Annotated in this window: 21 protein-coding genes; 12 read left to right on the top strand and 9 right to left on the bottom strand. The window is 55.0% G+C overall.

Annotated elements, in window-relative coordinates; translation table 11 throughout:
• Window positions 1-69: 69 nt before the first annotated feature.
• Complete coding sequence (locus tag BN2591_RS22405) at window positions 70-2,634, bottom strand: ATP-binding protein (protein ID WP_086873967.1); 2,565 nt, start codon at window positions 2,632-2,634, stop codon at window positions 70-72.
• Window positions 2,635-2,759: 125 nt separating this feature from the next.
• Here BN2591_RS22405 and BN2591_RS22400 point away from each other — a divergent pair, with 125 nt between their 5' ends.
• The 6 genes from BN2591_RS22400 to BN2591_RS22375 are packed head-to-tail and all read left to right on the top strand — an operon-like array spanning window position 2,760 to window position 8,873.
• Entirely contained in the window at window positions 2,760-4,283 is a 1,524-nt protein-coding gene (locus BN2591_RS22400) for a sugar ABC transporter ATP-binding protein (RefSeq protein ID WP_086873966.1), read from the top strand.
• Entirely contained in the window at window positions 4,276-5,277 is a 1,002-nt protein-coding gene (locus tag BN2591_RS22395; RefSeq protein ID WP_086873965.1) for an ABC transporter permease subunit, read from the top strand. Before BN2591_RS22400 ends, BN2591_RS22395 begins: the two co-directional genes overlap by 8 nt.
• Before the next feature lie 40 nt (window positions 5,278-5,317).
• Entirely contained in the window at window positions 5,318-6,259 is a 942-nt protein-coding gene (locus BN2591_RS22390; protein WP_086873964.1) for an ABC transporter substrate-binding protein, read from the top strand.
• Window positions 6,260-6,310: 51 nt separating this feature from the next.
• Entirely contained in the window at window positions 6,311-6,997 is a 687-nt protein-coding gene (locus tag BN2591_RS22385; protein WP_086873963.1) for a D-lyxose/D-mannose isomerase, read from the top strand.
• Window positions 6,998-7,008: 11 nt separating this feature from the next.
• Complete coding sequence (locus BN2591_RS22380) at window positions 7,009-7,869, top strand: ketose 1,6-bisphosphate aldolase (RefSeq protein ID WP_086873962.1); 861 nt, start codon at window positions 7,009-7,011, stop codon at window positions 7,867-7,869.
• A complete protein-coding gene (locus BN2591_RS22375; protein ID WP_086873961.1) occupies window positions 7,869-8,873 on the top strand; it encodes a carbohydrate kinase family protein in 1,005 nt (334 codons plus the stop codon). Before BN2591_RS22380 ends, BN2591_RS22375 begins: the two co-directional genes overlap by 1 nt.
• A 40-nt stretch (window positions 8,874-8,913) precedes the next feature.
• Here the strand turns inward: BN2591_RS22375 and BN2591_RS22370 are convergent, their stop codons facing one another.
• Entirely contained in the window at window positions 8,914-9,645 is a 732-nt protein-coding gene (locus tag BN2591_RS22370; protein ID WP_086873960.1) for a response regulator, read from the bottom strand.
• Between the two features lie 256 nt (window positions 9,646-9,901).
• Between BN2591_RS22370 and fdhF the strand changes: the two genes are divergently transcribed.
• Window positions 9,902-12,049: a formate dehydrogenase subunit alpha gene (gene fdhF, locus BN2591_RS22365; RefSeq protein ID WP_086873959.1), complete on the top strand. Its 2,148-nt coding sequence runs from the start codon at window positions 9,902-9,904 to the stop codon at window positions 12,047-12,049.
• Between the two features lie 35 nt (window positions 12,050-12,084).
• On the opposite strand, the gene BN2591_RS22360 is transcribed toward fdhF, so the two are convergent.
• Genes BN2591_RS22360 through BN2591_RS22345 form a run of 4 tightly spaced genes read right to left on the bottom strand, consistent with a single transcriptional unit; the run spans window position 12,085 to window position 15,379 of the window.
• On the bottom strand, window positions 12,085-12,819 hold the full coding sequence (locus BN2591_RS22360; RefSeq protein ID WP_086873958.1) for a class I SAM-dependent methyltransferase: 735 nt from the start codon (window positions 12,817-12,819) through the stop codon (window positions 12,085-12,087).
• Window positions 12,797-13,507 (bottom strand): methyltransferase domain-containing protein, encoded by a 711-nt coding sequence (locus BN2591_RS22355; protein ID WP_086873957.1) that lies wholly within the window; start codon window positions 13,505-13,507, stop codon window positions 12,797-12,799. Before BN2591_RS22355 ends, BN2591_RS22360 begins: the two co-directional genes overlap by 23 nt.
• A 1-nt stretch (window position 13,508) precedes the next feature.
• Entirely contained in the window at window positions 13,509-14,402 is an 894-nt protein-coding gene (locus BN2591_RS22350; RefSeq protein WP_244173053.1) for a DMT family transporter, read from the bottom strand.
• Complete coding sequence (locus BN2591_RS22345; RefSeq protein ID WP_244173052.1) at window positions 14,399-15,379, bottom strand: sulfite exporter TauE/SafE family protein; 981 nt, start codon at window positions 15,377-15,379, stop codon at window positions 14,399-14,401. The genes BN2591_RS22350 and BN2591_RS22345 overlap by 4 nt, the downstream gene beginning before the upstream one ends.
• Before the next feature lie 85 nt (window positions 15,380-15,464).
• Here BN2591_RS22345 and BN2591_RS22340 point away from each other — a divergent pair, with 85 nt between their 5' ends.
• Window positions 15,465-16,172: an ArsR/SmtB family transcription factor gene (locus BN2591_RS22340; RefSeq protein WP_244173051.1), complete on the top strand. Its 708-nt coding sequence runs from the start codon at window positions 15,465-15,467 to the stop codon at window positions 16,170-16,172.
• Window positions 16,173-16,338: 166 nt separating this feature from the next.
• Here BN2591_RS22340 and gltP read toward each other — a convergent pair whose 3' ends face one another.
• A complete protein-coding gene (gene gltP / locus BN2591_RS22335) occupies window positions 16,339-17,652 on the bottom strand; it encodes a glutamate/aspartate:proton symporter GltP (RefSeq protein ID WP_086873953.1) in 1,314 nt (437 codons plus the stop codon).
• Between the two features lie 684 nt (window positions 17,653-18,336).
• Here gltP and acs point away from each other — a divergent pair.
• The 4 genes from acs (at window position 18,337) to BN2591_RS22315 (ending at window position 23,951) form a co-directional block, all read left to right on the top strand.
• On the top strand, window positions 18,337-20,295 hold the full coding sequence (acs, locus tag BN2591_RS22330; protein WP_086873952.1) for an acetate--CoA ligase: 1,959 nt from the start codon (window positions 18,337-18,339) through the stop codon (window positions 20,293-20,295).
• A gap of 247 nt (window positions 20,296-20,542) precedes the next feature.
• Window positions 20,543-20,857, top strand: coding sequence for a DUF485 domain-containing protein (locus tag BN2591_RS22325; RefSeq protein ID WP_025263759.1), 315 nt, complete (start codon window positions 20,543-20,545; stop codon window positions 20,855-20,857).
• A complete protein-coding gene (gene actP, locus BN2591_RS22320) occupies window positions 20,854-22,503 on the top strand; it encodes a cation/acetate symporter ActP (protein ID WP_086873951.1) in 1,650 nt (549 codons plus the stop codon). Before BN2591_RS22325 ends, actP begins: the two co-directional genes overlap by 4 nt.
• Window positions 22,504-22,655: 152 nt before the next feature.
• On the top strand, window positions 22,656-23,951 hold the full coding sequence (locus tag BN2591_RS22315) for a Gfo/Idh/MocA family protein (protein ID WP_086873985.1): 1,296 nt from the start codon (window positions 22,656-22,658) through the stop codon (window positions 23,949-23,951).
• 30 nt (window positions 23,952-23,981) lie between these two features.
• Here BN2591_RS22315 and BN2591_RS22310 read toward each other — a convergent pair whose 3' ends face one another.
• Complete coding sequence (locus BN2591_RS22310; protein WP_086873950.1) at window positions 23,982-24,671, bottom strand: LrgB family protein; 690 nt, start codon at window positions 24,669-24,671, stop codon at window positions 23,982-23,984.
• The gene (locus BN2591_RS22305) at window positions 24,664-25,074 is read right to left on the bottom strand and encodes a CidA/LrgA family protein (protein ID WP_086873949.1); all 411 of its coding nucleotides are present in this window, start codon (window positions 25,072-25,074) and stop codon (window positions 24,664-24,666) included. The genes BN2591_RS22310 and BN2591_RS22305 overlap by 8 nt, the downstream gene beginning before the upstream one ends.
• Window positions 25,075-25,154 lie beyond the last annotated feature (80 nt).

Raw genomic sequence — 25,154 nt, 5'->3', positions numbered from 1 at the left:
TCAAATAGGGACGAGGCTTACGTTAATTCAGCCACGCGCGCGCCGGGTAGCGGAGGAATCTCAAATCCACTACGCCGCAATACGCCGCAGCGCCTGAGCAAGTTGTACGCGGGTAAACGGTTTGCGCAACAGCTCGACATCCGGCAGCGCAGGGTTCTGCGTCGGGCGCAGATCCTGGCCGCTTATCAGCAACAGCGGCAGTTGCGGATAGTGCTGACGCGCAAGGTTAATCACTTCCGCCCCGCTTAGCGCACCGGGCAACATCAGGTCGCTAATCAGCGCGCCAATCTCCGGCGACGCGCTCAGCAGTTGTAACGCCTGCTCGCCGCTTTCGGCCTCCAGCGTTAAATACCCCAGCTCATGCAACTGTTCACACAAGGTCTGGCGGACATCCGCTTCATCTTCCAGCACCAGAATCAGCGTGTCGCGGGTATCACGCGTTTGCGCCAAATCGGGCTCGGCCTGATTGACCACCTGCACCGCCGCGCGGGGCAGTTGCAAACGCACCGTGGTGCCCTGCCCTGGCGCGCTTTCGATCTCTACCCGCCCGCCGGACTGGCGGACAAAACCGTAAACCATCGACAGCCCTAACCCGCTACCGCTGCCGGTCTGTTTGGTCGTGAAGAACGGTTCAAACACCTGCGCTTTGACCTCTTGCGACATCCCGCAGCCGTGATCCACCACCTCCAGCGCCACCATATCCTGCTTGCGTCCGTCAGTGCGGGTCACGCGCTGATTCCAGGTGCGCACTTTGATAACCCCGCTCTGCCCTTCCATGGCATCGCGGGCGTTCATCACCAGGTTGATGATGGCGTTTTCCAGTTGCCCGACATCGATCCACGCGGGCCACGCCGGGTTCTGCGCCTCTATTTCCAGCGACAACGTCGCAGGCAGGGAATGGCGCATCAGTTCGCCGAGGTTTTCCAGCAGCGGCTGCATCTCTACTGCGTGCGGGTGCAGCGACTGTTTACGCGAAAATGCCAGTAAGCGCTGCGTGAGTAACGCGCCGCGCTCGGCGGCTTTCAGCGCCCGCGAAATACGCGGCGCATCCGGTGAATCGGGCGAGACCAGTTCAAGGCTGCCGATAATCACCGCCAGCAGGTTGTTAAAGTCATGCGCCAGCCCGCCGGTTAGCTGCCCGACCGCTTTCATCTTCTGGCTGTGCAACAACTCGGCCTCCAGCCCTTTGCGCTCGGTTCGGTCCAGCACCACGTTAACCATGCCGCGTCCCGGCACCGGGCTGAAGCGCAGCTCAATGGTGCGATCATCTGCCAGCCGCAGCTCCTGCGGTTTGGGTAGCGGTCGGGCGAGATTCTCCTGCACGTGGCCGGGCAGATCACTCACCTGGTGCAGCAAACGCTGGTAATGCTGGCCGCGCTGGAGCGCATCGGCGGTTAACCCCAGCAGCAGCGGATATTGCGGGTTCCACACCACCAGACAGCCCTGGTTGTCAAACAGGGCAAAGCCGTCGCGCATCGCATGAAAAGTGGTTTCCAGTTGCGTGCTTTTCTCTTTCAGCAGCTTTGAGGTGTGCTCCAGCGAGGCGGTATTGCGCGCGAAGACGTTAAACGCCCGCGCCAGCTCGCCCAGCTCGTCCCGCCGCTGCAAACCCGGTACGGAAACCTCCTTTTCACCGTGCGCCAGCCGCGACATGGCGCGTGAAATCGCGGTCAAATTAGACCCCAGGTTACGGTAGATATACCAACCGGCAAAGCCGGTGATCACCAGCGCCAGCAGGGCGAAAACGCTGATAAACGCAATGATGGAGCGCATCTCCTGGTGGCTCTGGGTGGTGCGCAGCTCAGAGGCGTTCGCCACTTCCGAGACATAGTGGTTAATGTCATTGTTGAGCAGTGCCACCAGCGCTTTGATATGAAACATCGACCAGCTGATCGCCAGATCGCTCTCTTCCAGTTGCAGCGACAGCGGCTCCAGTTTGCGCAACTCGGCGCTGAAATCGGGCAGGATAAACGCCACCGTTGGGCTGGCGCTTTGCAGCGGTAATGTCGCCATCACCTCCGATAACTGTTTGATGGTCGGGCGCGGAGAAGGCGTTTGAATGGCGGCGATGATAAGCCGGTCCATCTCTTCCAGCAGTCGGCTGTCGGGGATCTTTCCCCCTTCCCGCCCATTTATCTCCTGTAAATGACGCAGGTAACTTTGGCTTTGATAGAGCGAACTGAGCAGCGCATTACGCTCCAGATGGCGGCGCTGTCCGCGTTGCAGCATCTCGGTGACGCTTTGCTGCAACTCATGGCTTCGCCGCGTGATCTGCGCCACCAGTTGCGGCTCCAGTTGCGCAAGCGGCGCGTTCGCCAGTTGGTTAAGCGAGTGTTGCAGCGCACTTTGCGTCGCTTTCAGCCGCTCGGCTTCGCCTTTGTACTCCAGCGCGCCGACCACCTGCGACAAACGTACCGCCGCCGTGGCAACGCTTGCGGTATCGCGCGCCAGGTTCATGCTGCCGGTCATATCGTCCAGCGTCTGCTGCTGCACCTGTTCCTGAATCTGGCTGGCATGGCGAAAGCCGAGCACGGCGACGCCGCACACCATTAAGGTCACTGCCACTACGAGCACATTAAAAAACAGCAGCCGCCCACGGGCGCTGGAAAAGAACGGGTTCGCGCGATACGGCATAGTGGCTCCACAAGAGGCTCAACGCGGTGATGTGGCGTCACTATGACAAATATGAACAGCTTCTGACATTGTGCATTTACGAACGTGTGATGAAGTGCGGATATCGTCCTTCCGAGGAGCCTGACATGAGCACAACGCCCGTTCTGGAGATGCGCAACATTGCCAAAGCGTTTGGCAAGTTTTATGCGCTCAAAGGGGTGGACCTGACGGTCTGGCCCGGCGAGATCCACGCGCTGATGGGGGAAAACGGCGCGGGGAAAAGTACGTTAATGAAAATCCTTGCCGGGGCGTACAGCGCCACCAGCGGCGAGATCCTGATTGATGGCCAACCCTACACAATAAAAGGCCCGAAAGACGCGCTGGCAGCGGGTATCACCTTGATTTACCAAGAGATGCAGCTCGCGCCCAATCTGACCGTCGCCGAAAACATTTTTCTCGGCAGCGAAATCGCCCGCGGCGGGCTGGTGCAGCGCAAAGAGATGGCCGCACAAGCCCAGGCGGTGATCGATCGCCTTGGCGCCAATTTCAAAGCCACTGATCGGGTGATGACGTTAACCATCGCCGAACAGCAGCAGGTGGAGATCGCCCGCGCATTGCACCGCAACAGCCGCATTCTGGTAATGGACGAACCCACCGCCGCCCTCTCCTCGCGTGAAACTCACCGCCTGTTCGAACTGATCCTGCGCCTGCGCGATCAAGGTATGGCGATTATTTACATCAGCCATCGCATGGCGGAAGTGTATGAGCTTTCCGATCGCGTCAGCGTGCTGCGCGACGGGCAATACGTCGGCAGCCTGACCCGCGACAAACTGAACGCCTCCGAACTGGTACGCATGATGGTCGGGCGGCCGCTCAGCGATCTGTTTAACAAAGAGCGCGATATTCCGCTCGGCAGCCCGCGTCTGAGCATTCACCACCTGACCGATAACGAAAAGATCCAGCCGGTTAGCTTGCATGTCCGCGCCGGGGAGATCGTCGGTCTCGCCGGGCTGGTTGGCGCAGGTCGATCGGAACTGGCGCAGCTGATCTTCGGCGTGCGCAAAGCCACCGGCGGCATGATCGAAGTGGATGGCGAACCGGTGGTGATCCACTCCCCGCGCGCCGCCATCGATTTGGGCATTGGTTTTTTGACCGAAAACCGCAAAGAGCAAGGGCTGTTTCTCGAACTGGCGGCGCAGGAGAACATCACCATGGCGACGCTTGAGCGCGACGCCGCCTGGGGAATGCTCGATCGCAAAAAAGCGCAGTCGATCTCCGATGATGCCATCAAGCTGCTCAATATCCGCGTACCGCACGCGCAAGTACGGGCGGGCGGGCTTTCCGGCGGCAACCAACAGAAACTACTGATCTCGCGCTGGGTGGCGATTGGCCCGCGCATTTTGATCCTCGACGAGCCAACGCGCGGTGTCGATGTCGGCGCAAAAAGCGAGATCTACCGGATCATGAACCAGATGGCGCGCAAAGGCGTGGCGATCCTGATGATCTCCAGTGAGTTACCGGAAGTGGTCGGCATGAGCGATCGCGTATATGTGATGCGCGAAGGCGACATTGCCGGTGAGTTACTCAACGGCGACATCACCCAGGAAAACATCATGACGCTGGCGACCGGCGTTAACGAATCCCTACACCCGGCGGTACACCATGACTGATTACAAAGAAAATGCAGCCACCGAGGTCGCCAAATCGGCCTCCGCCAAAAAGATGTTAATGGGCGATCTGATGCAAACGGTCGGCATCCTGCCGATTTTGATCCTCATCGTCGCCGTGTTTGGCTTTATCGCGCCGAATTTCTTTACCGAGAGCAACCTGCTGAATATCACCCGCCAGGCGTCGATCAACATTGTGCTGGCGGCGGGGATGACTTTCATCATTCTGACCGGCGGCATCGACCTGTCTGTCGGTTCAATTCTTGGCACCACGGCGGTAGCGGCCATGGTGGTGTCATTGATACCGGAACTCGCCATGCTGTCGGTGCCGGCGGCGCTGATGCTTGGCCTGGTGCTGGGGTTATTTAACGGTGCGCTGGTGGCCTTTGCCGGATTACCGCCGTTTATCGTCACGCTTGGCACTTACACCGCGCTGCGCGGCGCGGCCTATCTGCTGGCCGACGGCACTACGGTGATTAACTCCGACATCAGTTTTGAATGGATCGGCAATAACTATCTCGGCCCGGTGCCGTGGCTGGTGGTGATCGCGCTGGCGGTGATTGTGGTGTGCTGGTTTATTCTGCGCCGCACCACGCTTGGCGTTCATATTTACGCGGTGGGCGGCAATATGCAGGCCGCGCGCCTGACCGGCATCAAAGTGTGGCTGGTTTTACTGTTCGTCTATGGCATGAGCGGGTTGCTCTCTGGTCTTGGCGGGGTAATGAGCGCCTCGCGCTTGTACAGCGCCAACGGCAACCTCGGCATGGGCTATGAGCTGGACGCCATCGCGGCGGTGATCCTCGGCGGCACCAGCTTTGTCGGCGGGATTGGCACCATCACCGGCACGCTGGTGGGGGCGCTGATTATCGCCACCTTAAACAACGGGATGACGCTGATGGGCGTCTCCTACTTCTGGCAATTGGTGATCAAAGGGGCGGTGATCATCATAGCGGTGCTGATCGACAAATACCGTACCCGGCATCATCAGGCAGCATAACAATACCCTACAAAACAGTAACATAAGCGAGGATTACAGCATGCGTCTTAAACCTCTTGTCACTGCGCTCTGCGCGGGTGCTCTGCTGGCCAGCGCCCCGTTCGCGCAGGCCAAAGAACTGAAGTCCATCGGCGTGACGGTGGGCGATCTGGCGAACCCCTTCTTCGTGCAAATCACCAAAGGCGCGGAGCTGGAAGCGCGCAAACTGGCGGGCGATAAGGTCAAAGTCACGCTGGTTTCCAGCGGCTACGACCTCGGCCAGCAAGTGGCGCAGATTGACAACTTTATCGCCGCCAAAGTCGACATGATCATCCTCAACGCCGCGGATTCCAAAGGCATCGGCCCGGCGGTGAAGCGGGCGAAAGAGGCCGGAATTGTCGTCGTGGCGGTTGACGTGGCAGCGGAAGGCGCTGACGCCACCATCACCTCCGATAACACCCAGGCGGGGGAAATGGCGTGTAAGTACATCACCGACCGCCTGAAAGGCAAAGGCAATGTCGTGATCATCAACGGGCCGCCGGTTTCCGCTGTGCAGAACCGTGTTGAAGGTTGCCAGACCGAGTTTAAACGCCACCCGGACATCAAGGTGCTTTCCGATAACCAGAACGCCAAAGGCAGCCGTGAAGGCGGGCTGGAAGTGATGACCTCACTGCTTGCCGCTAACCCGAAAATCGACGGCGTGTTTGCGATTAACGATCCGACGGCGATCGGTGCCGATCTGGCCGCTAAACAGGCGCAACGCAACGAGTTCTTTATCGTTGGCGTCGACGGCAGCCCGGACGGTGAAGAGGCGCTGAAGCGTAAGAACTCGCTGTTTGTCGCCACACCGGCGCAGGATCCGCAAGTGATGGCCGCCCGTGCGGTGGAAATTGGCTATGACATCCTGCAAGGCAAACCTGCGCCTAAAGAACCGGTGCTGATCCCGGTGACCATGATCGATAAGCAGAATGTTGGCAGCTACAAAGGCTGGACGGTGAAATAACGGTTTATCCCTCTCCCGCAGGGGAGAGGGAGTGCCAACACAGGGGATACCATGAAACGCTCCGCCATTAATGAGGTTCTCGGCCATACACGACAGTTCTTCTCAATGCACGATGTGCATCTGCCTCCGTTTGCCAGCTTTCCGCCGACCAAATGGCAACAACTGGACAGAGAGGCCTGGCGCGAAGTATTCGATCTGAAGTTAGGCTGGGATGTCACCGCCTTCGGCAGCGAGAATTTCTACGCCCAGGGACTGACGCTGTTTACGCTGCGCAACGGCTCGCCCAACGGCGCGCCCTATGAAAAATGTTATGCGGAAAAGATCATGCATGTGCGCGACGCACAGGTGACACCGATGCATTTTCACTGGCGTAAGCGCGAGGACATCATTAATCGCGGCGGCGGTAATTTAATTATTGAACTGTGGAACGCCGGAGCGAATGACGAGACGCTGAATACCGACGTTACCGTGGTCATTGATGGCTGCATTCAGACACACGCGGCGGGCAGCCAGCTGCGCCTCTCACCAGGGGAAAGTATTTGCCTGCCACCGGGGCTATATCACAGCTTCTGGGGCGAACCCGGCTTCGGTGATGTGCTGGTCGGGGAAGTGTCGTCGGTAAACGATGACGAGCACGATAACCACTTCCTGTATGCCCAGGATCGCTACAACACCGTTCTGGAAGATGAACCGGCGCTGCTGGTGCTGTGCAACGAGTATCATCTGTTTCTGAGCTAAAGGAGTTTGCTATGTCGCTGATTTCTCTTGCCGAAGGCCTGGCGCACGCCCGCGAACATCGCTATGCCCTGGGCGCGTTCAACGTGCTCGACTCTCACTTTCTACGCGCCTTGTTCGCCGCCGCGAAGCAGGAGCGATCGCCGTTTATCATCAATATCGCCGAAGTGCATTTTAAGTACATCTCGCTGGACTCGCTGGTTGAAGCGGTGAAATTCGAAGCCGCCCGCAGCGACATTCCGGTGGTGTTAAATCTCGACCACGGCCTGCATTTTGAGTCGGTGGTGCGTGCCCTGCGGCTCGGCTTCAGCTCGGTGATGTTCGATGGCTCGACGCTGGAGTACGAAGAGAATATTCGCCAGACGCGGGAAGTGGTGAAAATGTGCCATGCGGTTGGCGTGTCCGTTGAAGCCGAACTGGGCGCGGTCGGCGGCGATGAAGGCGGCGCGTTGTACGGCCACGCCGATGAAGCCTGTTTCACCGATCCGGCGCTGGCGCGGGATTTTGTGGATCGCACCGGCATCGACACGCTGGCGGTCGCCATCGGCAACGCGCACGGTAAGTATAAAGGCGAGCCGAAACTCGATTTTGAGCGCCTTGACGCCATTCGCCAGCAAACCGGCCTGCCGCTGGTGCTGCACGGTGGCTCCGGCATCAGCGATGAGGATTTCCGCCGCGCTATCTCGCTCGGCATTCATAAAATCAACTTCTACACTGGCATGTCACAAGCCGCACTGGGCGCCATTGAGCAGCGTATGGGCAACCGCCAGCAGCTGTATGATGAGTTCGCGCAGCTATTGCTCAGTGTTGAAGAGGCTATTACCGATACCGTCGCCGGGCAGATGCGTATCTTTGGCAGCGCGGGGCAACTGTGATGGAACGCAAAGGGGTTATCGCCGCCGGAAATATGCTGGTCGATCATGTCCACCAGATTGTGCAATGGCCGGAGCGCGGCTGGCTGGCGGAAATCACCCACAGCGAACGTTCCACCGGCGGCGCGCCACTGAATGTGTTGCTGACGCTGGCGAAAATGCACGTTGGCTTACCGTTGCAGGCCGTTGGCCTGGTGGGGGAAGACAGCGACGGCGACTACATTCTGGCGATGCTGGAGCAGTACCACGTCAACCGCCAGCATGTGCAGCGCACCACGTCAGCACCGACATCCATGTCGCAAGTGATGACCGACCCTTCCGGGCAACGCACCTTTTTCCACTCGCCTGGCGCGAACCGCCTGCTGGATCTGCCCGCTTTTGACGGGCTGGACGGCAGCATGAAAATTTTCCATCTCGGCTATTTGCTGCTGCTCGACAGCCTTGATAAGCCTGATGAAGAATTTGGCACCCGCAGCGCGCGCCTGCTGGCGCAAATGCGCGAACAGGGCTTTGAAACCTCGCTGGATTTGGTGTCGCGCAAAGGCGATCCGCGTTATCAGCCGCTGGTACTTCCCTGCTTGCCGCATCTCGATTACCTGGTGATCAACGAACTGGAAGCGGGCGAATTCAGCGGGTTAGCGATGCGAACCACCGACGACGAGCCGCATATTGAAAATATTGCCAGCGCGGCAGCAAAACTGCTGGCAGCCGGCGTCAAACAGCGGGTGGTGATCCACTGCCCGGAAGGTGCCTGGGGCGAAGCGCCCGGCGAAACGGGCAACTGGGTGCCGTCGCGGATGCTGAGCCAGTCCGAAATTATTGGCAGCGTGGGGGCGGGGGATGCCTTCTGTGCCGGGTTTTTATATGGCTGCCACGAAAGCTGGCCGCTGCAAAAAAGCATTCAGCTTGCGCATACCTGCGCCCGCGCCAGCCTGCTGTGTGCCAATGCGATTGACGGGGCGAAAACGCTGGATGCGCTCCTGTTTGAGTTAGGCACCCCGGCCTGAGGCCACGCGCCCGGATGTCTCTTGCGGCGATAAACAGGCGTTACGCGGCTTTATCGCCGTGAGAAACGTCTGCGGCAAATACGTAACCGAGCCCGCGCAACGTTTTGATCAACGCGGGTTGGTGGGGATTGATTTCGATTTTGCGGCGCAGGCGCATAATCAACACGTCAATGGTGCGGTCAAACACATCGACGCTTTCGCTGTGCGTCAGCTCCAGCAACTGTTCGCGATTAAGCACCCGGCGGGCGTTTTGCACCAGCGCCAGCAATAAACTGTACTCCCCTTGCGTCAACGCCACGCTCTGCTGCTGGGGGTTAAACAGCTCGCAGCGCTCGGGATCGAGATGCCAGCCGTTAAAGATGAAACCCGCCGTTTTTACCGCAGAGGTTTCCGCCGCCAGCACACCGGTGCGTCGCAGTACGGCTTTAACACGCGCTACCAGCACACGCGCGTTGAACGGCTTACCAATGTAGTCATCAGCGCCCATTTCCAGACCGACCACCACATCCGATTCGCTACCCAGCCCGGTCAACATCACCACCGGCAGTGACGGGCGCAGTTTTTGTAGCTGCTGTAATACCTGCAAGCCATTGATATCCGGCAACATCATATCCAACAGCACCAGCGAGATATCCGCATGCTGCGCACAGAGATTTACCGCATCGCGCCCGTTATGGCAGGCGTAGACCGTAAAGACATGCTCGTTGAGCACATCTTCCAGCAGTGAACACACCGCCGTATCGTCATCCACAACCAGAATCGCAGGTTTCATTGTCCGCTTCCGCCAGGCTTCGTTTGCTCATTCTGGCTCATTCTGTTGGCAGTGATTGATAATTGCAGCGAATAAATGCCGGATTTTTAATCGGGGTCACATCCCCTCGCCTTTCGACACGTCACTTTTGACGATGACCTGCGTTTCGTCAGTATTTTGACCAAATATCCGCCGTAATATCAGTAAATACCCCCAGCAACACTGTGGCATAGAAGATGCATAATCGGGGGCGATATTCTTAACTGGAGCGAAAGTGATGAAAAAAGTCGTCACGGTTTGCCCGTATTGCGCCTCAGGTTGCAAGATTCACCTGGTGGTCGATAACGGCAAAATCGTTCGGGCGGAGGCAGCGCAGGGCAAGACCAATCAGGGCACGCTCTGCCTGAAAGGTTACTACGGCTGGGATTTTATTAACGATACCCAGATTCTGACGCCCCGCCTGAAAACCCCGATGATCCGTCGCCAGCGCGGCGGCAAACTGGAGTCGGTATCCTGGGATGAAGCGCTCGATTATGTCGCCAGTCGTCTGAGCGCCATTAAAGAGAAGTACGGTCCGGATGCGATCCAGACCACCGGCTCTTCCCGCGGTACGGGTAATGAAACCAACTACATAATGCAAAAATTCGCGCGCGCCGTTATTGGTACCAATAACGTCGACTGCTGCGCTCGCGTCTGACACGGCCCATCGGTTGCAGGTCTGCACCAGTCGGTCGGTAATGGCGCGATGAGTAATGCCATTAATGAAATTGATAACACGGACTTAGTGTTTATCTTTGGTTACAACCCGGCGGATTCTCACCCGATCGTCGCTAATCATGTGATTCGCGCGAAACAAAACGGGGCGAAAATCATCGTCTGCGATCCGCGCAAAATCGAAACGGCGCGCATTGCTGATATGCACGTTGCCTTGAAAAACGGGTCGAACATCGCCCTGCTCAACGCGATGGGGCATGTCATTATTGAGGAAAATCTCTACGACCAGGCGTTTGTCGCTAATCGTACCGAAGGGTTTGAAGAGTACCGGAAAATCGTTGAAGGCTATACGCCGGAATCGGTCGAGGAAATTACCGGCGTTAGCGCCCAGGAGATTCGCCAGGCCGCCCGCATGTATGCCGGAGCGAAAACGGCGGCCATTCTGTGGGGCATGGGCGTGACCCAGTTCTACCAGGGTGTGGAAACCGTGCGTTCGCTGACCAGCCTCGCGATGCTGACGGGCAACCTCGGTAAAGCGCATGTTGGGGTGAACCCGGTGCGTGGTCAGAACAACGTGCAGGGTGCCTGCGATATGGGTGCGCTACCGGATACCTACCCCGGTTACCAGTACGTGAAAGAGGAGGCGCACCGCGAGAAATTCGCTAAAGCCTGGGGCGTCGACAGTCTGCCTGCGCACACCGGTTATCGCATTAGCGAGCTACCGCACCGCGTTGAGCACGGCGAAGTCCGCGCCGCTTACATCATGGGTGAAGATCCCCTGCAGACAGATGCCGAACTTTCCGCAGTGCGTAAGGCGTTTGAAGGGCTTGAACTGGTGATTGTGCAGGACATTTTCATGACCAAAACCGCAGCCGCGGCGGACGTTATCCTGCCGTCGACCTCCTGGGGTGAGCACGAAGGTGTGTATACCGCAGCGGATCGCGGCTTCCAGCGCTTCTTTAAAGCGGTGGAACCGAAGTGGGATTTGAAAACGGACTGGCAAATCATCAGCGAAATCGCCACCCGGATGGGTTATCCGATGCATTACAACAACACGCAGGAGATCTGGGATGAATTACGTCATCTGTGCCCGGACTTCTACGGCGCCACCTACGAAAAAATGGGTGAGCTGGGCTACATTCAGTGGCCGTGTCGTGACACGTCGGATGCCGACCAGGGAACGTCGTATCTGTTTAAAGAAAAATTTGATACGCCGAATGGGCTGGCGAAGTTCTTCACCTGCGACTGGGTCGCGCCAATGGATAAACTCAACGAAGAGTATCCGATGGTGCTTTCCACCGTGCGTGAAGTGGGTCACTACTCCTGCCGTTCAATGACCGGGAACTGCGCCGCGCTCGCCGCGCTGGCGGATGAACCGGGTTATGCGCAAATCAACACCGCCGACGCCGCAAGGCTGGGCATTGAAGATGAAGCGCTGGTGTGGGTGAACTCGCGCAAAGGCAAAATCATCACGCGTGCGCAGGTCAGCGAGCGTCCGAATAAAGGCGCGGTGTATATGACCTACCAGTGGTGGATTGGAGCCTGTAACGAGCTGGTGACGGAAAACCTCAGCCCGATAACCAAAACGCCGGAGTACAAGTATTGCGCCGTGCGCGTGGAGCCGATCGCCGATCAGCGCGCCGCCGAGCAATATGTGATAGATGAGTACAACAAGCTGAAGACTCGCCTGCGCGAAAGCGCAATGGGTTAAGCGGTTAATGCGGGGTGTTTACCACCCCGCTTTTTTCAGATCTCTTTGGTAAAACAGCCAAACCAGAACCCATTCTCTCGTTCGAACTTTTCATCGCCAAAAGCGCGAGTATGTTCGGAAACCACATCCAGACAGCACACAGACAACCCCGCCAGATAGCGTTTCAGCTCATCCTCTGAATAGGCTTTTTCAATCATGTTGTCGAACTTACGTTTAAACAGACCGGGTTCATCCAGCGTTGCATCAACGACTTTATCGTTAAACACCGCCTGACTACTGACTGCGAGGAAGAAGTAAGCGCCGCCCGGTTTCAGCAGCCTGACCACGTTGTTGAAATACGCCACTCGTACCGCTTCATCAGGAATAAAGGTAATGGCGGACATAATATCGAAAATGCAATCGAAGTGAGCATCCGGAAAGGGTAAATCGCCCGCCGCGTTGGCCTTAATAAGTTGTACAATGCCTTTTTGTTGATAATCGCTCAGCAATTCCTTTGATTTACTGATAGCGATATCAGTTTGATCAATACCGACATAATTATCAGAAAAGCCATGCGTAATAAGGTAATGAAGATTTCGGCCAAAACCGCAACCAATTTCCAGCGTATTAACGGTAATCGATTGGGTCTGAATCAACTCCAGGCTTTCGTAAATTCGTTTAATGGCGTAACTGGGCGTGGTACGCACATTTTCATCGGCCGATTTTTTATGTAGCGTTTCCCACTTACTTTTATTTTGCTGGCTGCGCTTATTTGATGCAAAGATATCCATGAAACTCCCCGTATTTCATAATCGTAGCAATTTGTTTAAACCCGACTTCCGCAAGGATTTTTCTGTTCTCTCGCTCGGTACAAGGCCGCATCATTCCTTCCAGGCTAAATTTCTTAGCGATGATCTCATCAACCGAAAAGCCTCGCGACAGCTTGAACTTCAGATAGCAAGACTCGATCATTTCATTTATTTTCGAGTCATCGATAACTTCTTTTTCAAAAAGTATCAGCGCCCCTCCCGGAATTAATGCATCATATAATTTTTCATAAGCCGTTATGCGTTTAGTCAGTGGGATAAACTGCAAGCAGTAATAAGAAGCGATAAAGTCGCACGCTTCCATATCGATATTTTCAATAGTGTTATGCACATATTCAATGGGTAAATTACCGGTTCTTTTTTTCGCCTGCGCGATCATATTCTGAACCGGTTCAACGCCAATAAACCGTGTCGCTGCTTTTTGGCTGTGCCGAGTATATATTTTATGAATCAGTGCGCCGGTGGAGCAGCCTATTTCATAAAACACTGAACCCTCTTTAATAAAGAAATCACTTAAAAAACCAATAAGTTCATGCCCCTCTTGATAAACCGGCACCGACATTTGCACATGTTCATCAAAGTGGCTGGCGACATCATTATCAAAAGTCCATTGCTGCCCGGTTGATATCGAAATACTGTTACCCACTTCCATGTTAATACTCCCGATTAAGAAGAAAGAGTGAAAGGACAATCAGGCATCCGCCGATAATAAGTTGAATGGAGAGACCATCATGTAATGTGAAAATAGAAAAGATCGTTGAAAAGAGAGGAACGAGAAACAGAAAGCCGCTGGCAAGCGTTGCGCCTCCCTGTCGTAGCGCTGAAAACCACAAGCCGAACGAACCGACACTGGCCGGTAAAATAAGCCAAATAAACCACACCCAGCCCCAGACTTGTAAATCGCCGATGTTATATTTTTCATCTCTTATCCAGGCGATGAGCAACATAAACAGCGCACCGAGAAAAAGCTGCCAGCCGGTAAATACCCAGCTGTCTTTATCAAAAACAAATCGCTTACTCACGACCGTGCATACCGCCCAGCATATCGATCCTAAAAATGCATAAAATAAACCGGTTCCGCCTTTGACACTCTCAAGCCCCAGACAAACAATCACGCCCGCGACGCCAATAATCAGTGAGATAATTTTTCGCTTATTTAATTTATCGTGCAGCAGATAATGCGCTAATATTGCGAGCCACAAGGGATTGGTAAACAAAATAATAGAAGACATGGATGAGGTAACACTCTCCAGCGCCAGGTTGAGAAAGCCCATGGTCCCTGTCGTCTGCAACGCTCCCACTACCGCGGTTAAAAGCAATCCCTTCGCGACCGATCCTTCACTGGTCGGAATGATAGCCTGAACGCCACGGGTAAAAACCGGAATTAATAGCATAAAAATCCCGGCTGCCATAAACCGCCAGCCGCCCATTAAAAACGGCGGCATATTTTCATAAGAGATTAAATATTTCCCGGTTGGAAAAGACGACCCCATACAGAGGGTCGCAATAACAACTTTTAGTAGAAAGTTCATATTTCTCGTGGTCACGCTGCTTTCCTTTTATCAATACAGCCAATGGCAAACAATAAAACGAATGAAAGAGCAATAACGAGCATGGAGAGAAGCACGTAATCCAGCTGTCTGAAAAAAGCCACGGCGGTAAAGAGATATTGAATAATGACCAGCGCCAGCAGAAGTTTTCGGATAAACGCATCCCCATGCCGAACAGAAAAGAGAATACCTAAAGGTGCAAAGATAATGACCACCGGAATCGTTGCACTCAAATATGTTAAGGTCTGCATATTTACGTTACCGGCACTGATATTTAAAACCGTCGCCAGCAGTGATATCAACGCCATCACAATGACCGCAGAAGGTGTTGCTACGGATTCGGTGCGGGAAAACATTAAAATCAACACGCAGAAAAAGACCACGTCGATACCATTACCGATCCATGAGGTCACAATTCCACCCGCGAAGCAAATAGCGATAAACAACAGCAATCGCCAGCCGTTCACGCGGGTAAGTGCTACGGTTCGCCTAATGGTTTGTTTTCTTCTGACAAGGAAAATCGCCGCGCCAAAGGCGAGCCAGAAAGAGGAGAAAAAAACTTTTAATCCTGCGGATGAAAAGGGATTAGGAATATAAAACAGCGCCAGCAAATAACCTACAAAACTGGTTATTACACACCAGCTTATCAGAAATTTATCGACCGGTATCTTGCGGGTAAATATCGCTAAAGAAGACGCTGTCATGCCAAACGATTGCATTGCCAGGCAAAAAACGGCGGCCTCTTTGGCCGGGATCTGTTTGATGAACGTCAGTACTGGAAATGCCACCACACCGCCGCCCACTGGCGTCGCACTTCCGACAAACGCCCCCGCCATCATGGCGAAACTTAAAATATAATTCTCAGCTATTCCAGCGAAGCCAGTAATATATACCGTCAATAATAACCAGAGGATTAAACAAAAAAATCTGAAAAGATGAAGCGCATCCTTATATAAAGGTCGTTGTAAGAACATTATGACTGCCTTGTCTGTTCTGAATTGCGGTATTCTTTACGAACAAACAGATAAATGTTTAATTCTTTAATGAACTATGAACGTGATGACAGAACAACTTCCTAATTTCAGCCGACTGGCTTGTCTGTTAGCCGATGCCAGCCGGGCAAGAATGCTCTGCGCGTTGATGGATAATAACCGGCTTACCGCATCGGAATTAGCGCGTGTTGCCGGGCTTTCGGCGCAATCCGCGAGTAATCATTTGGCGAAATTAACCCACTGCCGGGTAGTTGCCTTCGATAAAGTGGGACGCAACCGTTATTACCGGCTCTATAACGCGCTGATTGCCCAGGCCATTGAATCGATGATGGTAGCAACCTATGCCGATGACGATTTTCAGCAGCGGTTAAAACCCAGCGGGTTTAAGAAAATATGTTATGCCAGAACCTGCTACGACCATGTTGCCGGGCATATCGGCGTCGCTATCTATGAGCATCTTTTACAAACAAACATGCTGGTTGCCACAGACGGACATCTCTCCGTCACTCCGAAGGGACGAGACTGGTTCGCTACGCAACTGGGGATAGATATCGATAACATGCACGGCGGATCGCGCCGGGAGCTGGCAATAATCTGTATGGACTGGAGCGAGCAGCGTTATCACTTATCGGGTGAATTAGGCACCCGTCTCTTCGCGGCGCTGCTTGAGAAGCGGTTTCTTATCAAAGCGCATGAACCGCGTGTGCTGCTGGTTACGCCCACAGGCAAAGCGTTTTTGCAACAGACGCTGGGTATCAATAGTTTTATTGATTAGCGATCTGCCGCTTCCACGCCCTGCCGGGGGATCCTCTCTCGCCTGACAGGCCGTGGTATCCAGATGAACCGGTCTGAAAGCGATCCTGCGTTCGCCAGGCGTATCGCAAGGGCAAGGAAATGCCGCCCTTTATGAAAATCCCTCCATAAAGGAGGGATTGATAAACTTACTGATCGGCGGTTTTATCAAATTTGCCCAACATTTCGCGCTCATAAGCGCGCGCTTTTTTGCGGTCAAATTTGTGTTCCCACTTAGCAATCACCAGCACCGCCAGCGCATTGCCCACCACGTTTAGCGCTGTACGCGCCATATCGAGGATACGGTCCACACCGGCGATAAACGCCAGACCTTCCAGCGGAATACCGACACTACCCAGCGTCGCCAGCAATACCACAAAGGAGACACCCGGCACACCGGCGATACCTTTTGAGGTCACCATCAGCGTCAGCACAAGGATGATTTCCTGCCACAGCGACAGGTCAATGCCATACAACTGTGCAATAAAGATAGCCGCAATGCTCTGGTACAGCGTCGAGCCATCAAGGTTAAAGGAGTAACCGGTCGGCACCACGAAACTGGTGATCGACGCCGGCGCGCCATAGGCTTCCATCTTCTCGATAATACGCGGCAACACACTTTCCGAGCTGGCGGTGGAGTACGCCAGAATCAGTTCATCTTTCAGGATGCGGATCAAAATCCAGATGCTCAGCCCGCATACGCGCGCCACAATGCCGAGCACCACCAGCGCAAAGAACAGAATGGCGAAATAGACCAGAATCACCAGCTTTGCCAGCGGCCACAGCGAGGCAAAACCAAAGTTCGCCACCGTGACGGAGATCAGCGCAAACACGCCGACCGGCGCATAGCGCATCACCATATGGGTGACTTTAAACATGGTTTCGGAAATAGAGCGGAACACGGTGACCAGCGGTTCGCGGTGCGAAGCTGGCAGCGAGGAAAGCCCCAAACCAAACAGCACCGAGAAGAAGATGATCGGCAGCATGTCGCCCTTCGCCATTGACGCGACGATATTGGTCGGCACCAGCGATAAGATCGTCCCCATCAGGCCGTGGGCGTGGCTTTGCACATCCGCGGTGGTGCTTTGGTATTTCGAAATATCCACCGTCGCCAGTTGCGACATATCAATGCCCGCGCCCGGCTGGAACACATTCGCCAGCGTGATGCCGAGAATAATCGCCACCGTAGTGATCACTTCGAAATAGATGATGGTCTTGGCGCCGATACGGCCAAGCTGTTTTGCGTCGCCAACGCCTGCAATGCCGACAATCAGCGTCGAGATAACAATCGGCACGACAATCATTTTGATCAAATGGATAAAGATATCGCCCGCCGGAGACAGGAGATTCGCAATCAGCCATTCGCGGCTGTCGCTGTGGTAGTGCAAATAACTACCCAAAAGAATACCCAGCACAAGGGCTAGCAGAATCTGCCAGGCCAGGCTGATTTTCATGTTTTTCATAACTACAGACATCCTCAATGAAGCGCCATTCCAGGCACGGAACGACACATACTGAAAGGGTATGATTCACGTCGCGCAGTATTGCGGGGTTTTTTAACGCGCATTATCAGTATCATTTGCAGGGTGTAACGCGCAACCCTATACCGGGAGGGGGTTTGACTGAATTTTTACTTAAAAGCCGCCTTTTATTCCAGTTATTATAAATAACTCTTTGTTATGAAAAACTTTTCACTGGCCCTAATTCCAATATTTACGTCTGGAAATTATTACGCACAATTCGTTCATTTGCGCATTTTTTAATCACTAAAAATGCCGTTATGGGCAACGCTAGCCAAAAATTCGTCTGCTATTCGTGGTTAACGCAGTGAATAATTCAGCAGACAAACCATTATCACCCTACTGATTACGTGATGGATTTTCATAGGCTTGCAGCAGCGTGAATTTTTACGCCGGTAGGAAGCGTAATCGAATTGTCACCTTTCATAACTTGCTGTTATGAAGTGCCTTTCTTTTCGTCTCACCCTTTTGCGTTCTTCCGCGCACCAGCACATTTATTTTGCTCGCTTTTTGCACAATTCATTTAATGCGTGATCTATCGCGCAAATAGTAAACAAAGCTGGCAAAGGCCCTACAATTAACGTTCTTGTGACATATTATTAACATCTTACAAGGAGAGCAATCGCCATGAGCCAAATACATAAACACGATATTCCCGCCAATATTGCGGAACGTTGCCTGATAAATCCGGAGCAGTATGAGGCCAAATACCAGCAATCGGTAACTGACCCTGACACATTCTGGGGCGAGCAAGGCAAAATCCTCGACTGGATCAAGCCTTACAAGAAGGTGAAAAACACCTCCTTCGCACCGGGCAATATTTCGATTAAATGGTATGAAGACGGCACGCTGAATCTGGCGGCCAACTGCCTCGACCGCCACCTCGCCGAACGCGGCGATCAAACGGCCATTATTTGGGAAGGTGATGACGCCAGCCAGAGCAGGCTTATCACCTACCGTGAGCTGCACCGCGATGTTTGCCGCTTCGCCAATGTACTGGTTTCACTGGGCATTAAGAAGGGCGACGTAGTGGCTATTTATATGCCGATGGTGCCGGAAGCCGCCGTGGCGATGCTCGCCTGTGCGCGTATTGGCGCGGTGCATTCGGTGATTTTCGGCGGCTTCTCGCCGGAAGCGGTCGCCGGACGCATCATTGACTCCAGTTCGCGACTGGTGATCACCGCCGACGAAGGTGTCCGTGCCGGGCGCAACATCCCGCTGAAGAAAAACGTTGATGACGCGCTGAAAAACCCGAACGTCAACAGCGTCGAGCATGTCGTGGTGCTAAAACGTACCGGCGGCAACATCGACTGGCACGAAGGGCGCGATCTGTGGTGGAGTGATCTGACTGCAAACGCCAGCGATCAGCATGAGCCAGTCGAAGTAGGAGCGGAAGATCCGCTATTTATCCTTTACACCTCAGGCTCTACCGGGAAACCGAAAGGCGTGCTGCATACCACCGGTGGTTACCTGGTCTATGCCGCCTCAACCTTTAAATATGTCTTCGATTACCATCCGGGCGATGTCTATTGGTGTACCGCCGATGTCGGTTGGGTCACCGGGCACAGCTACTTGCTCTACGGGCCGCTGGCCTGCGGTGCCATCACGCTGATGTTTGAAGGTGTGCCGAACTGGCCGACCCCGGCACGCATGAGCCAGGTGGTGGACAAACACAACGTCAACATTCTCTATACCGCGCCAACCGCCATTCGTGCGCTGATGGCGGAAGGGGATAAAGCGATTGACGGCACCAGCCGATCTTCGCTGCGGATCCTCGGTTCCGTGGGCGAGCCGATTAACCCGGAAGCCTGGGAGTGGTACTGGTCGAAAATCGGTAACGGTAAATGCCCGGTCATGGACACATGGTGGCAGACGGAAACCGGCGGCTTTATGATCACCCCGCTGCCTGGTGCTACCCAGTTGAAAGCCGGTTCCGCCACGCGCCCGTTCTTTGGCGTGCAGCCTGCGCTGGTGGATAACGAAGGTAACGCGCTCGATGGCGCGACCGAAGGTAACCTGGTGATCACCGACTCCTGGCCGGGTCAGGCGCGTACGCTGTTTGGCGATCACGAGCGCTTTGAGCAGACCTATTTCTCCACCTTCAAAAACATGTACTTCAGCGGTGACGGCGCGCGCCGTGACGAAGATGGCTACTACTGGATCACCGGTCGCGTGGATGACGTGCTGAACGTCTCCGGCCACCGTCTGGGAACGGCGGAGATCGAATCGGCGCTGGTGTCGCACCCGAAAATCGCCGAAGCGGCGGTCGTGGGCATTCCACACAATATTAAAGGCCAGGCCATTTACGCGTACGTCACGCTCAACCACGGCGAAGAACCGTCGCCGGAGTTGTACACCGAAGTGCGTAACTGGGTGCGTAAAGAGATTGGTCCGCTGGCGACGCCGGATGTGCTGCACTGGACAGACTCACTGCCGAAAACCCGCTCCGGCAAAATCATGCGCCGTATTCTGCGCAAAATCGCCGCTGGCGATACCAGCAATCTCGGCGATACCTCAACGCTCGCCGATCCTGGCGTAGTGGAAAAACTGCTCGAAGAGAAGCAGGCCATTACCATGCCATCGTAATACTCGAAAAACCCTGCCGGATAGCGGCGCGAAAGCGTCTTATCCGGCGGCAAACGCAACCATAACGCTCTCCTTGCAAGGAGAGGAAACAATCACCTCACCCTACAATCCCTAATGGATTTCGTGTTGCAGGAAAGCGGCAAACGCGCAGATCCCAGGCGCAACGATAACGATGTGACTGGGGCGGGCGCGTGCGGCCACCTGACCGGCAGCGCGCAGGACAACGGGGAGACCTCTGGAGAATTCTGTGATGAATAACATTTATCAACAGATAGAAAACAGTGCGCATTTCAGGGAGTTAGTCGAAAGACGGCAACGGTTTGCCTTTATGCTTTCCATCATCATGCTGATTATCTACGTCGGCTTTATTTTGCTGATCGCGTTTGCCCCGCACTGGCTCGGTACGCCATTGCATGAAGGCACCAACGTCACGCGCGGCATCCCGATTGGTATCGGTGTGATTGTAATTTCGTTTGTGCTGACCGGCGTATATGTCTGGCGGGCAAACGGCGAGTTTGATCGCCTGACCAAAGCGGTTCTTAGCGAGGTAAAAGCATCATGAAGAGAGTCCTGACGGCGCTGGCCGCCACACTTCCTTTTACGGCTCACGCCGCCGATGCCATTACCGGCGCGGTTCAACGCCAGCCAACCAACTGGCAGGCGATCATTATGTTCGTAATTTTCGTCGCACTGACGTTGTACATCACCTACTGGGCATCCAAACGGGTGCGTTCGCGCAGCGATTACTACACCGCCGGTGGCAATATCACCGGTTTTCAGAACGGGCTGGCAATAGCGGGTGACTTTATGTCAGCAGCCTCGTTTCTGGGGATTTCCGCGCTGGTGTACACCTCCGGCTACGACGGCCTGATCTACTCGCTCGGCTTTCTGGTCGGCTGGCCGATCATCCTGTTTTTGATCGCCGAACGCTTGCGTAACCTGGGGCGTTATACCTTTGCTGATGTGGCCTCTTATCGTCTGAAACAAGGTCCAATCCGCACCCTTTCCGCCTGCGGTTCGCTGGTGGTTGTGGCGCTCTATTTGATTGCGCAGATGGTTGGCGCGGGTAAATTAATTGAGCTGCTGTTTGGCCTGAATTACCACGTCGCCGTGGTATTGGTTGGCGTGCTGATGGTGCTGTATGTGCTGTTCGGCGGCATGCTCGCCACCACCTGGGTACAAATTATCAAAGCGGTGCTGCTGCTGTTCGGCGCGAGTTTTATGGCCTTTATGGTAATGAAACACGTCGGCTTCAGCTTCAACAACCTGTTCACCGAAGCGATGGCCGTCCACCCGAAAGGTGCGGCGATCATGAGCCCTGGCGGGCTGGTGAAAGATCCGATCTCCGCCCTGTCGCTCGGCCTTGGGTTGATGTTCGGCACCGCCGGTTTACCGCATATTCTGATGCGTTTCTTCACCGTCAGCGATGCGCGTGAAGCGCGCAAGAGCGTGTTCTACGCCACCGGGTTTATGGGTTATTTCTATATTCTGACCTTTATCATCGGCTTCGGCGCCATCATGCTGGTGGGCGCAAACCCGGCGTTTAAAGACGCGGCGGGCGCGCTGATTGGCGGCAACAATATGGCGGCGGTGCATCTGGCAGATGCGGTCGGTGGCAACCTGTTCTTAGGCTTTATCTCCGCCGTGGCGTTCGCCACCATTCTGGCGGTGGTCGCCGGGTTAACGCTGGCGGGTGCCTCGGCGGTTTCGCACGATCTTTACGCCAACGTGTTCCGCAAAGGCGCGACGGAACGCCAGGAACTGAAAGTGTCGAAAATTACCGTGCTGGTGCTGGGAGTTGTCGCCATTCTGCTGGGCATCCTGTTCGAAAAACAGAACATCGCCTTTATGGTCGGGCTGGCCTTCTCGATTGCCGCCAGCTGTAACTTCCCGATCATTCTGCTCTCGATGTACTGGTCGAAGCTGACCACGCGCGGTGCGATGATCGGCGGCTGGCTGGGTCTGTTGACGGCGGTTGTCCTGATGATCCTCGGCCCGACCATCTGGGTGCAGATCCTCGGTCACGCCACCGCGGTGTTCCCGTATGAGTACCCGGCGCTGTTCTCTATCGCTGTGGCGTTTATCGGCATCTGGATCTTCTCCGCCACCGATAACACCGAAGCCGGCAAACTGGAGCGCGAACAGTTCCGTGCGCAGTTTATCCGTTCGCAAACCGGGATCGGTATCGAACAGGGCCGCGCCCATTAATCTTTCTACCCCGGTCAGTAATGGCCGGGGATCACACTTTCCCGCCTTTTCGCTACCCCTCTCGCACCAGCGCGCTACAGTACCTTCAGCTTATTGAAACGGTGTTTTTAATACATCAGCACGTTAATTCATTTATGACTGAAGAGGCTGTGATGAAAAAATATGCTTTAGTGGGAACCGGCGGGCGCGCCGGGCTGTATATTTCCGCCATTGGCGGGCAGTGGAAAGAGAATGCCCGCATGGTGGCGTTTTGCGACAGCAATCAGACGCGTATGGACTACGCCAACCAGCTCTTACAAAACGAAGACGCACCGCCCGTTTCCACGTGGAAAGCAGCGCAGTTTGAAGCGATGATCCGCGAAACCCGCCCAGACGTTGTTATCGTCACCACCATGGACAGAACCCATGACGACTATATTGTGCGGGCGTTACACGCAGGCTGCGATGTGATCACTGAAAAACCCATGACCATCGACGAACAGCGCGCGCTGCGTATTCTCGATGCCATTGAGCAGACCGGCAAAACCGTGCGCGTAGCGTTTAATTACCGCTATGCGCCGCACCACAGTAAAGTGCGCGAGTTGCTGATGAACAACACCATCGGCGACGTCTACTCCGTGCATTTCGAATGGCTGCTGAATACCGAGCATGGCGCCGATTATTTCCGCCGCTGGCACCGGGAAAAGCGCAACAGCGGCGGGCTGCTGGTGCATAAATCGACGCACCATTTTGATCTGATGAACTTCTGGCTCAACAGCTACCCGCAGCGGGTGTATGCCGAAGGCGGGCTGCGTTTTTATGGCAAAGAGAACGCCGAAAAACGCGGCGTCACGCAGTTTTACCCGCGCACGCACGGCTATGCCGCTGCTGACGATGATCCGTTTGCCCTCCATATGGCCGACAATCCGCAGTTAAAAGCGCTCTATCTCGATGCGGAACATGAAGATAACTACTGGCGCGACCAGAGCGTATTCAGCGACGGCATTACCATTGAAGATACGTTGTCGGTGCTGGTGAAATACCAGAACCAGTGCCAGTTGAGTTATTCACTCAACACTTACTTGCCGTGGGAAGGGTTAAACGTGGTATTTAACGGCAGCCAGGGGCGGCTGGAGATGAAAATCGTCGAGAAATCCTACGTTAACGCCGGCGGCGAGCGCGCCAATGAAGGCAGCCTGGAATCCTGCGACATCACCGTGTTTCCGATGTTTGCCGCACCGTGGAAAGCGGATTTTACCCTTGGCGAAGGCGGCCACGGCGGCGGTGATAACGCCATGCTGGCGGACTTATTTGGTACACCGGGCCACGACCCGCTGCAACGCGCCGCCGATCATCGCGCCGGTGCAATGTCGATCCTGACCGGCATTGCCGGGAACATTTCCATGCAGCAACAACGCCCGGTTAACTTTAACGAGTTCGAACTGGTTGCAAGGCTGAAAAAGCAGTGACCTTCCGGCTCCCCGTTGTACGGCGGGGAGCTAAAACATCACGCGGGCGATCAAGGGTGCTGCCAGCACCATCACCACACCGGAAAGCATCATCACCAGGCTTGCGACCACGCCCTCCTGCTGACCGAGCTCATAAGAACGTGCGGTGCCCGCGCCGTGTGAGGCTGCGCCAAAGCCCGCGCCTTTCGCCACCCCTTCGCGAATCGATAAGCGCAGAAACAGCACATCGCCAACCGCCATGCCAAACACACCGGTGACCACTACAAACAGCGCCACCAGATCCGGCTGGCCACCAATCGGCCCGGCGGCCGCCAGCGCAAAAGGCGTAGTGATTGAACGCACCGCGAGGCTGCGCTGGATCTCATCCGGCAGCGTAAACAGGCGCGCCAGCCAAACCGAGCTGGTCACCGCCACCACCGAAGCGGTGATTACGCCCGCCGAAAGCGACATCCAGTGGCGGCGAATAATCGCCAGGTTGTCATACACCGGTACGGCGAAAGCGATGGTCGCAGGCCCCAACAGCCACATCAGCCAGTGGGATTCACCTATGTAGTCCTGCCAGGAGATATGGCCGAACACCAGCATTAGCACCAACAGCAGCGGCGTGAATACCAGCGGCATCAGCGGCAATTTTCGAAAACGTCGGTAGAGACGTTTATTGAGGAAATAGCACACCAGCGTCATCGCCAGGCACAGCAGGCTCAAGGCGAAATCACTCATTTTTCAACCTGCTGAGTTCAAAGCGATAGACTTTATCCACCACCCAGGCAGTGGCACCGAGCACCAAAAGCGTACTCAAACCGATCACCATAAAAATGCGCCAGCCTTCTACCATCAACAGTTGTGCGTAATTAACCACGGCGACCACCGCAGGCACAAAGAACAGCAGCATTTCCGCCAGCAGCCAATGCGCACCGGCACGTACCCAACTAAGCGGGATCACCCGACAAAGTATCAACCCCAACAGCAGTATCATTCCCACCAGATTGGCGGGAAGCGGCAGATGCAGCCATTGAACCAGGTATTGCGCAAAGATAAACAGCCCGGCATAAAGCACCACCTGTACCGGAACCTGTAAACGACGCACAAGGGCAGGCGTAACACGGCTTAACGCCACGTCCATAATGATTTTCCATCAAATAAGCAGGCGGCCAGTATAGAGAGCCCCAATGCGCTACTGAAATGAATTAAACTCATCGCATA

The sequence above is a fragment of the Kosakonia pseudosacchari genome, from assembly GCF_900184035.1.
Classification (GTDB): Bacteria; Pseudomonadota; Gammaproteobacteria; order Enterobacterales; family Enterobacteriaceae; genus Kosakonia; species Kosakonia pseudosacchari.
The sequence above is the reverse complement of the archived record's forward strand: the minus strand, read 5'-3'. Positions and strand labels throughout refer to the sequence as shown.

Coding starts and splice junctions, on each gene's coding strand:
- BN2591_RS22405 (WP_086873967.1), bottom strand. CDS start 2,634: ATGCCGTATCGCGCGAACCCGTTCTTTTCCAGCGCCCGTGGGCGGCTG.
- BN2591_RS22400 (WP_086873966.1), top strand. CDS start 2,760: ATGAGCACAACGCCCGTTCTGGAGATGCGCAACATTGCCAAAGCGTTT.
- BN2591_RS22395 (WP_086873965.1), top strand. CDS start 4,276: ATGACTGATTACAAAGAAAATGCAGCCACCGAGGTCGCCAAATCGGCC.
- BN2591_RS22390 (WP_086873964.1), top strand. CDS start 5,318: ATGCGTCTTAAACCTCTTGTCACTGCGCTCTGCGCGGGTGCTCTGCTG.
- BN2591_RS22385 (WP_086873963.1), top strand. CDS start 6,311: ATGAAACGCTCCGCCATTAATGAGGTTCTCGGCCATACACGACAGTTC.
- BN2591_RS22380 (WP_086873962.1), top strand. CDS start 7,009: ATGTCGCTGATTTCTCTTGCCGAAGGCCTGGCGCACGCCCGCGAACAT.
- BN2591_RS22375 (WP_086873961.1), top strand. CDS start 7,869: ATGGAACGCAAAGGGGTTATCGCCGCCGGAAATATGCTGGTCGATCAT.
- BN2591_RS22370 (WP_086873960.1), bottom strand. CDS start 9,645: ATGAAACCTGCGATTCTGGTTGTGGATGACGATACGGCGGTGTGTTCA.
- BN2591_RS22360 (WP_086873958.1), bottom strand. CDS start 12,819: ATGGATATCTTTGCATCAAATAAGCGCAGCCAGCAAAATAAAAGTAAG.
- BN2591_RS22355 (WP_086873957.1), bottom strand. CDS start 13,507: ATGGAAGTGGGTAACAGTATTTCGATATCAACCGGGCAGCAATGGACT.
- BN2591_RS22345 (WP_244173052.1), bottom strand. CDS start 15,379: ATGTTCTTACAACGACCTTTATATAAGGATGCGCTTCATCTTTTCAGA.
- BN2591_RS22340 (WP_244173051.1), top strand. CDS start 15,465: ATGACAGAACAACTTCCTAATTTCAGCCGACTGGCTTGTCTGTTAGCC.
- gltP (WP_086873953.1), bottom strand. CDS start 17,652: ATGAAAAACATGAAAATCAGCCTGGCCTGGCAGATTCTGCTAGCCCTT.
- acs (WP_086873952.1), top strand. CDS start 18,337: ATGAGCCAAATACATAAACACGATATTCCCGCCAATATTGCGGAACGT.
- actP (WP_086873951.1), top strand. CDS start 20,854: ATGAAGAGAGTCCTGACGGCGCTGGCCGCCACACTTCCTTTTACGGCT.
- BN2591_RS22315 (WP_086873985.1), top strand. CDS start 22,656: ATGAAAAAATATGCTTTAGTGGGAACCGGCGGGCGCGCCGGGCTGTAT.
- BN2591_RS22310 (WP_086873950.1), bottom strand. CDS start 24,671: ATGAGTGATTTCGCCTTGAGCCTGCTGTGCCTGGCGATGACGCTGGTG.
- BN2591_RS22305 (WP_086873949.1), bottom strand. CDS start 25,074: ATGGACGTGGCGTTAAGCCGTGTTACGCCTGCCCTTGTGCGTCGTTTA.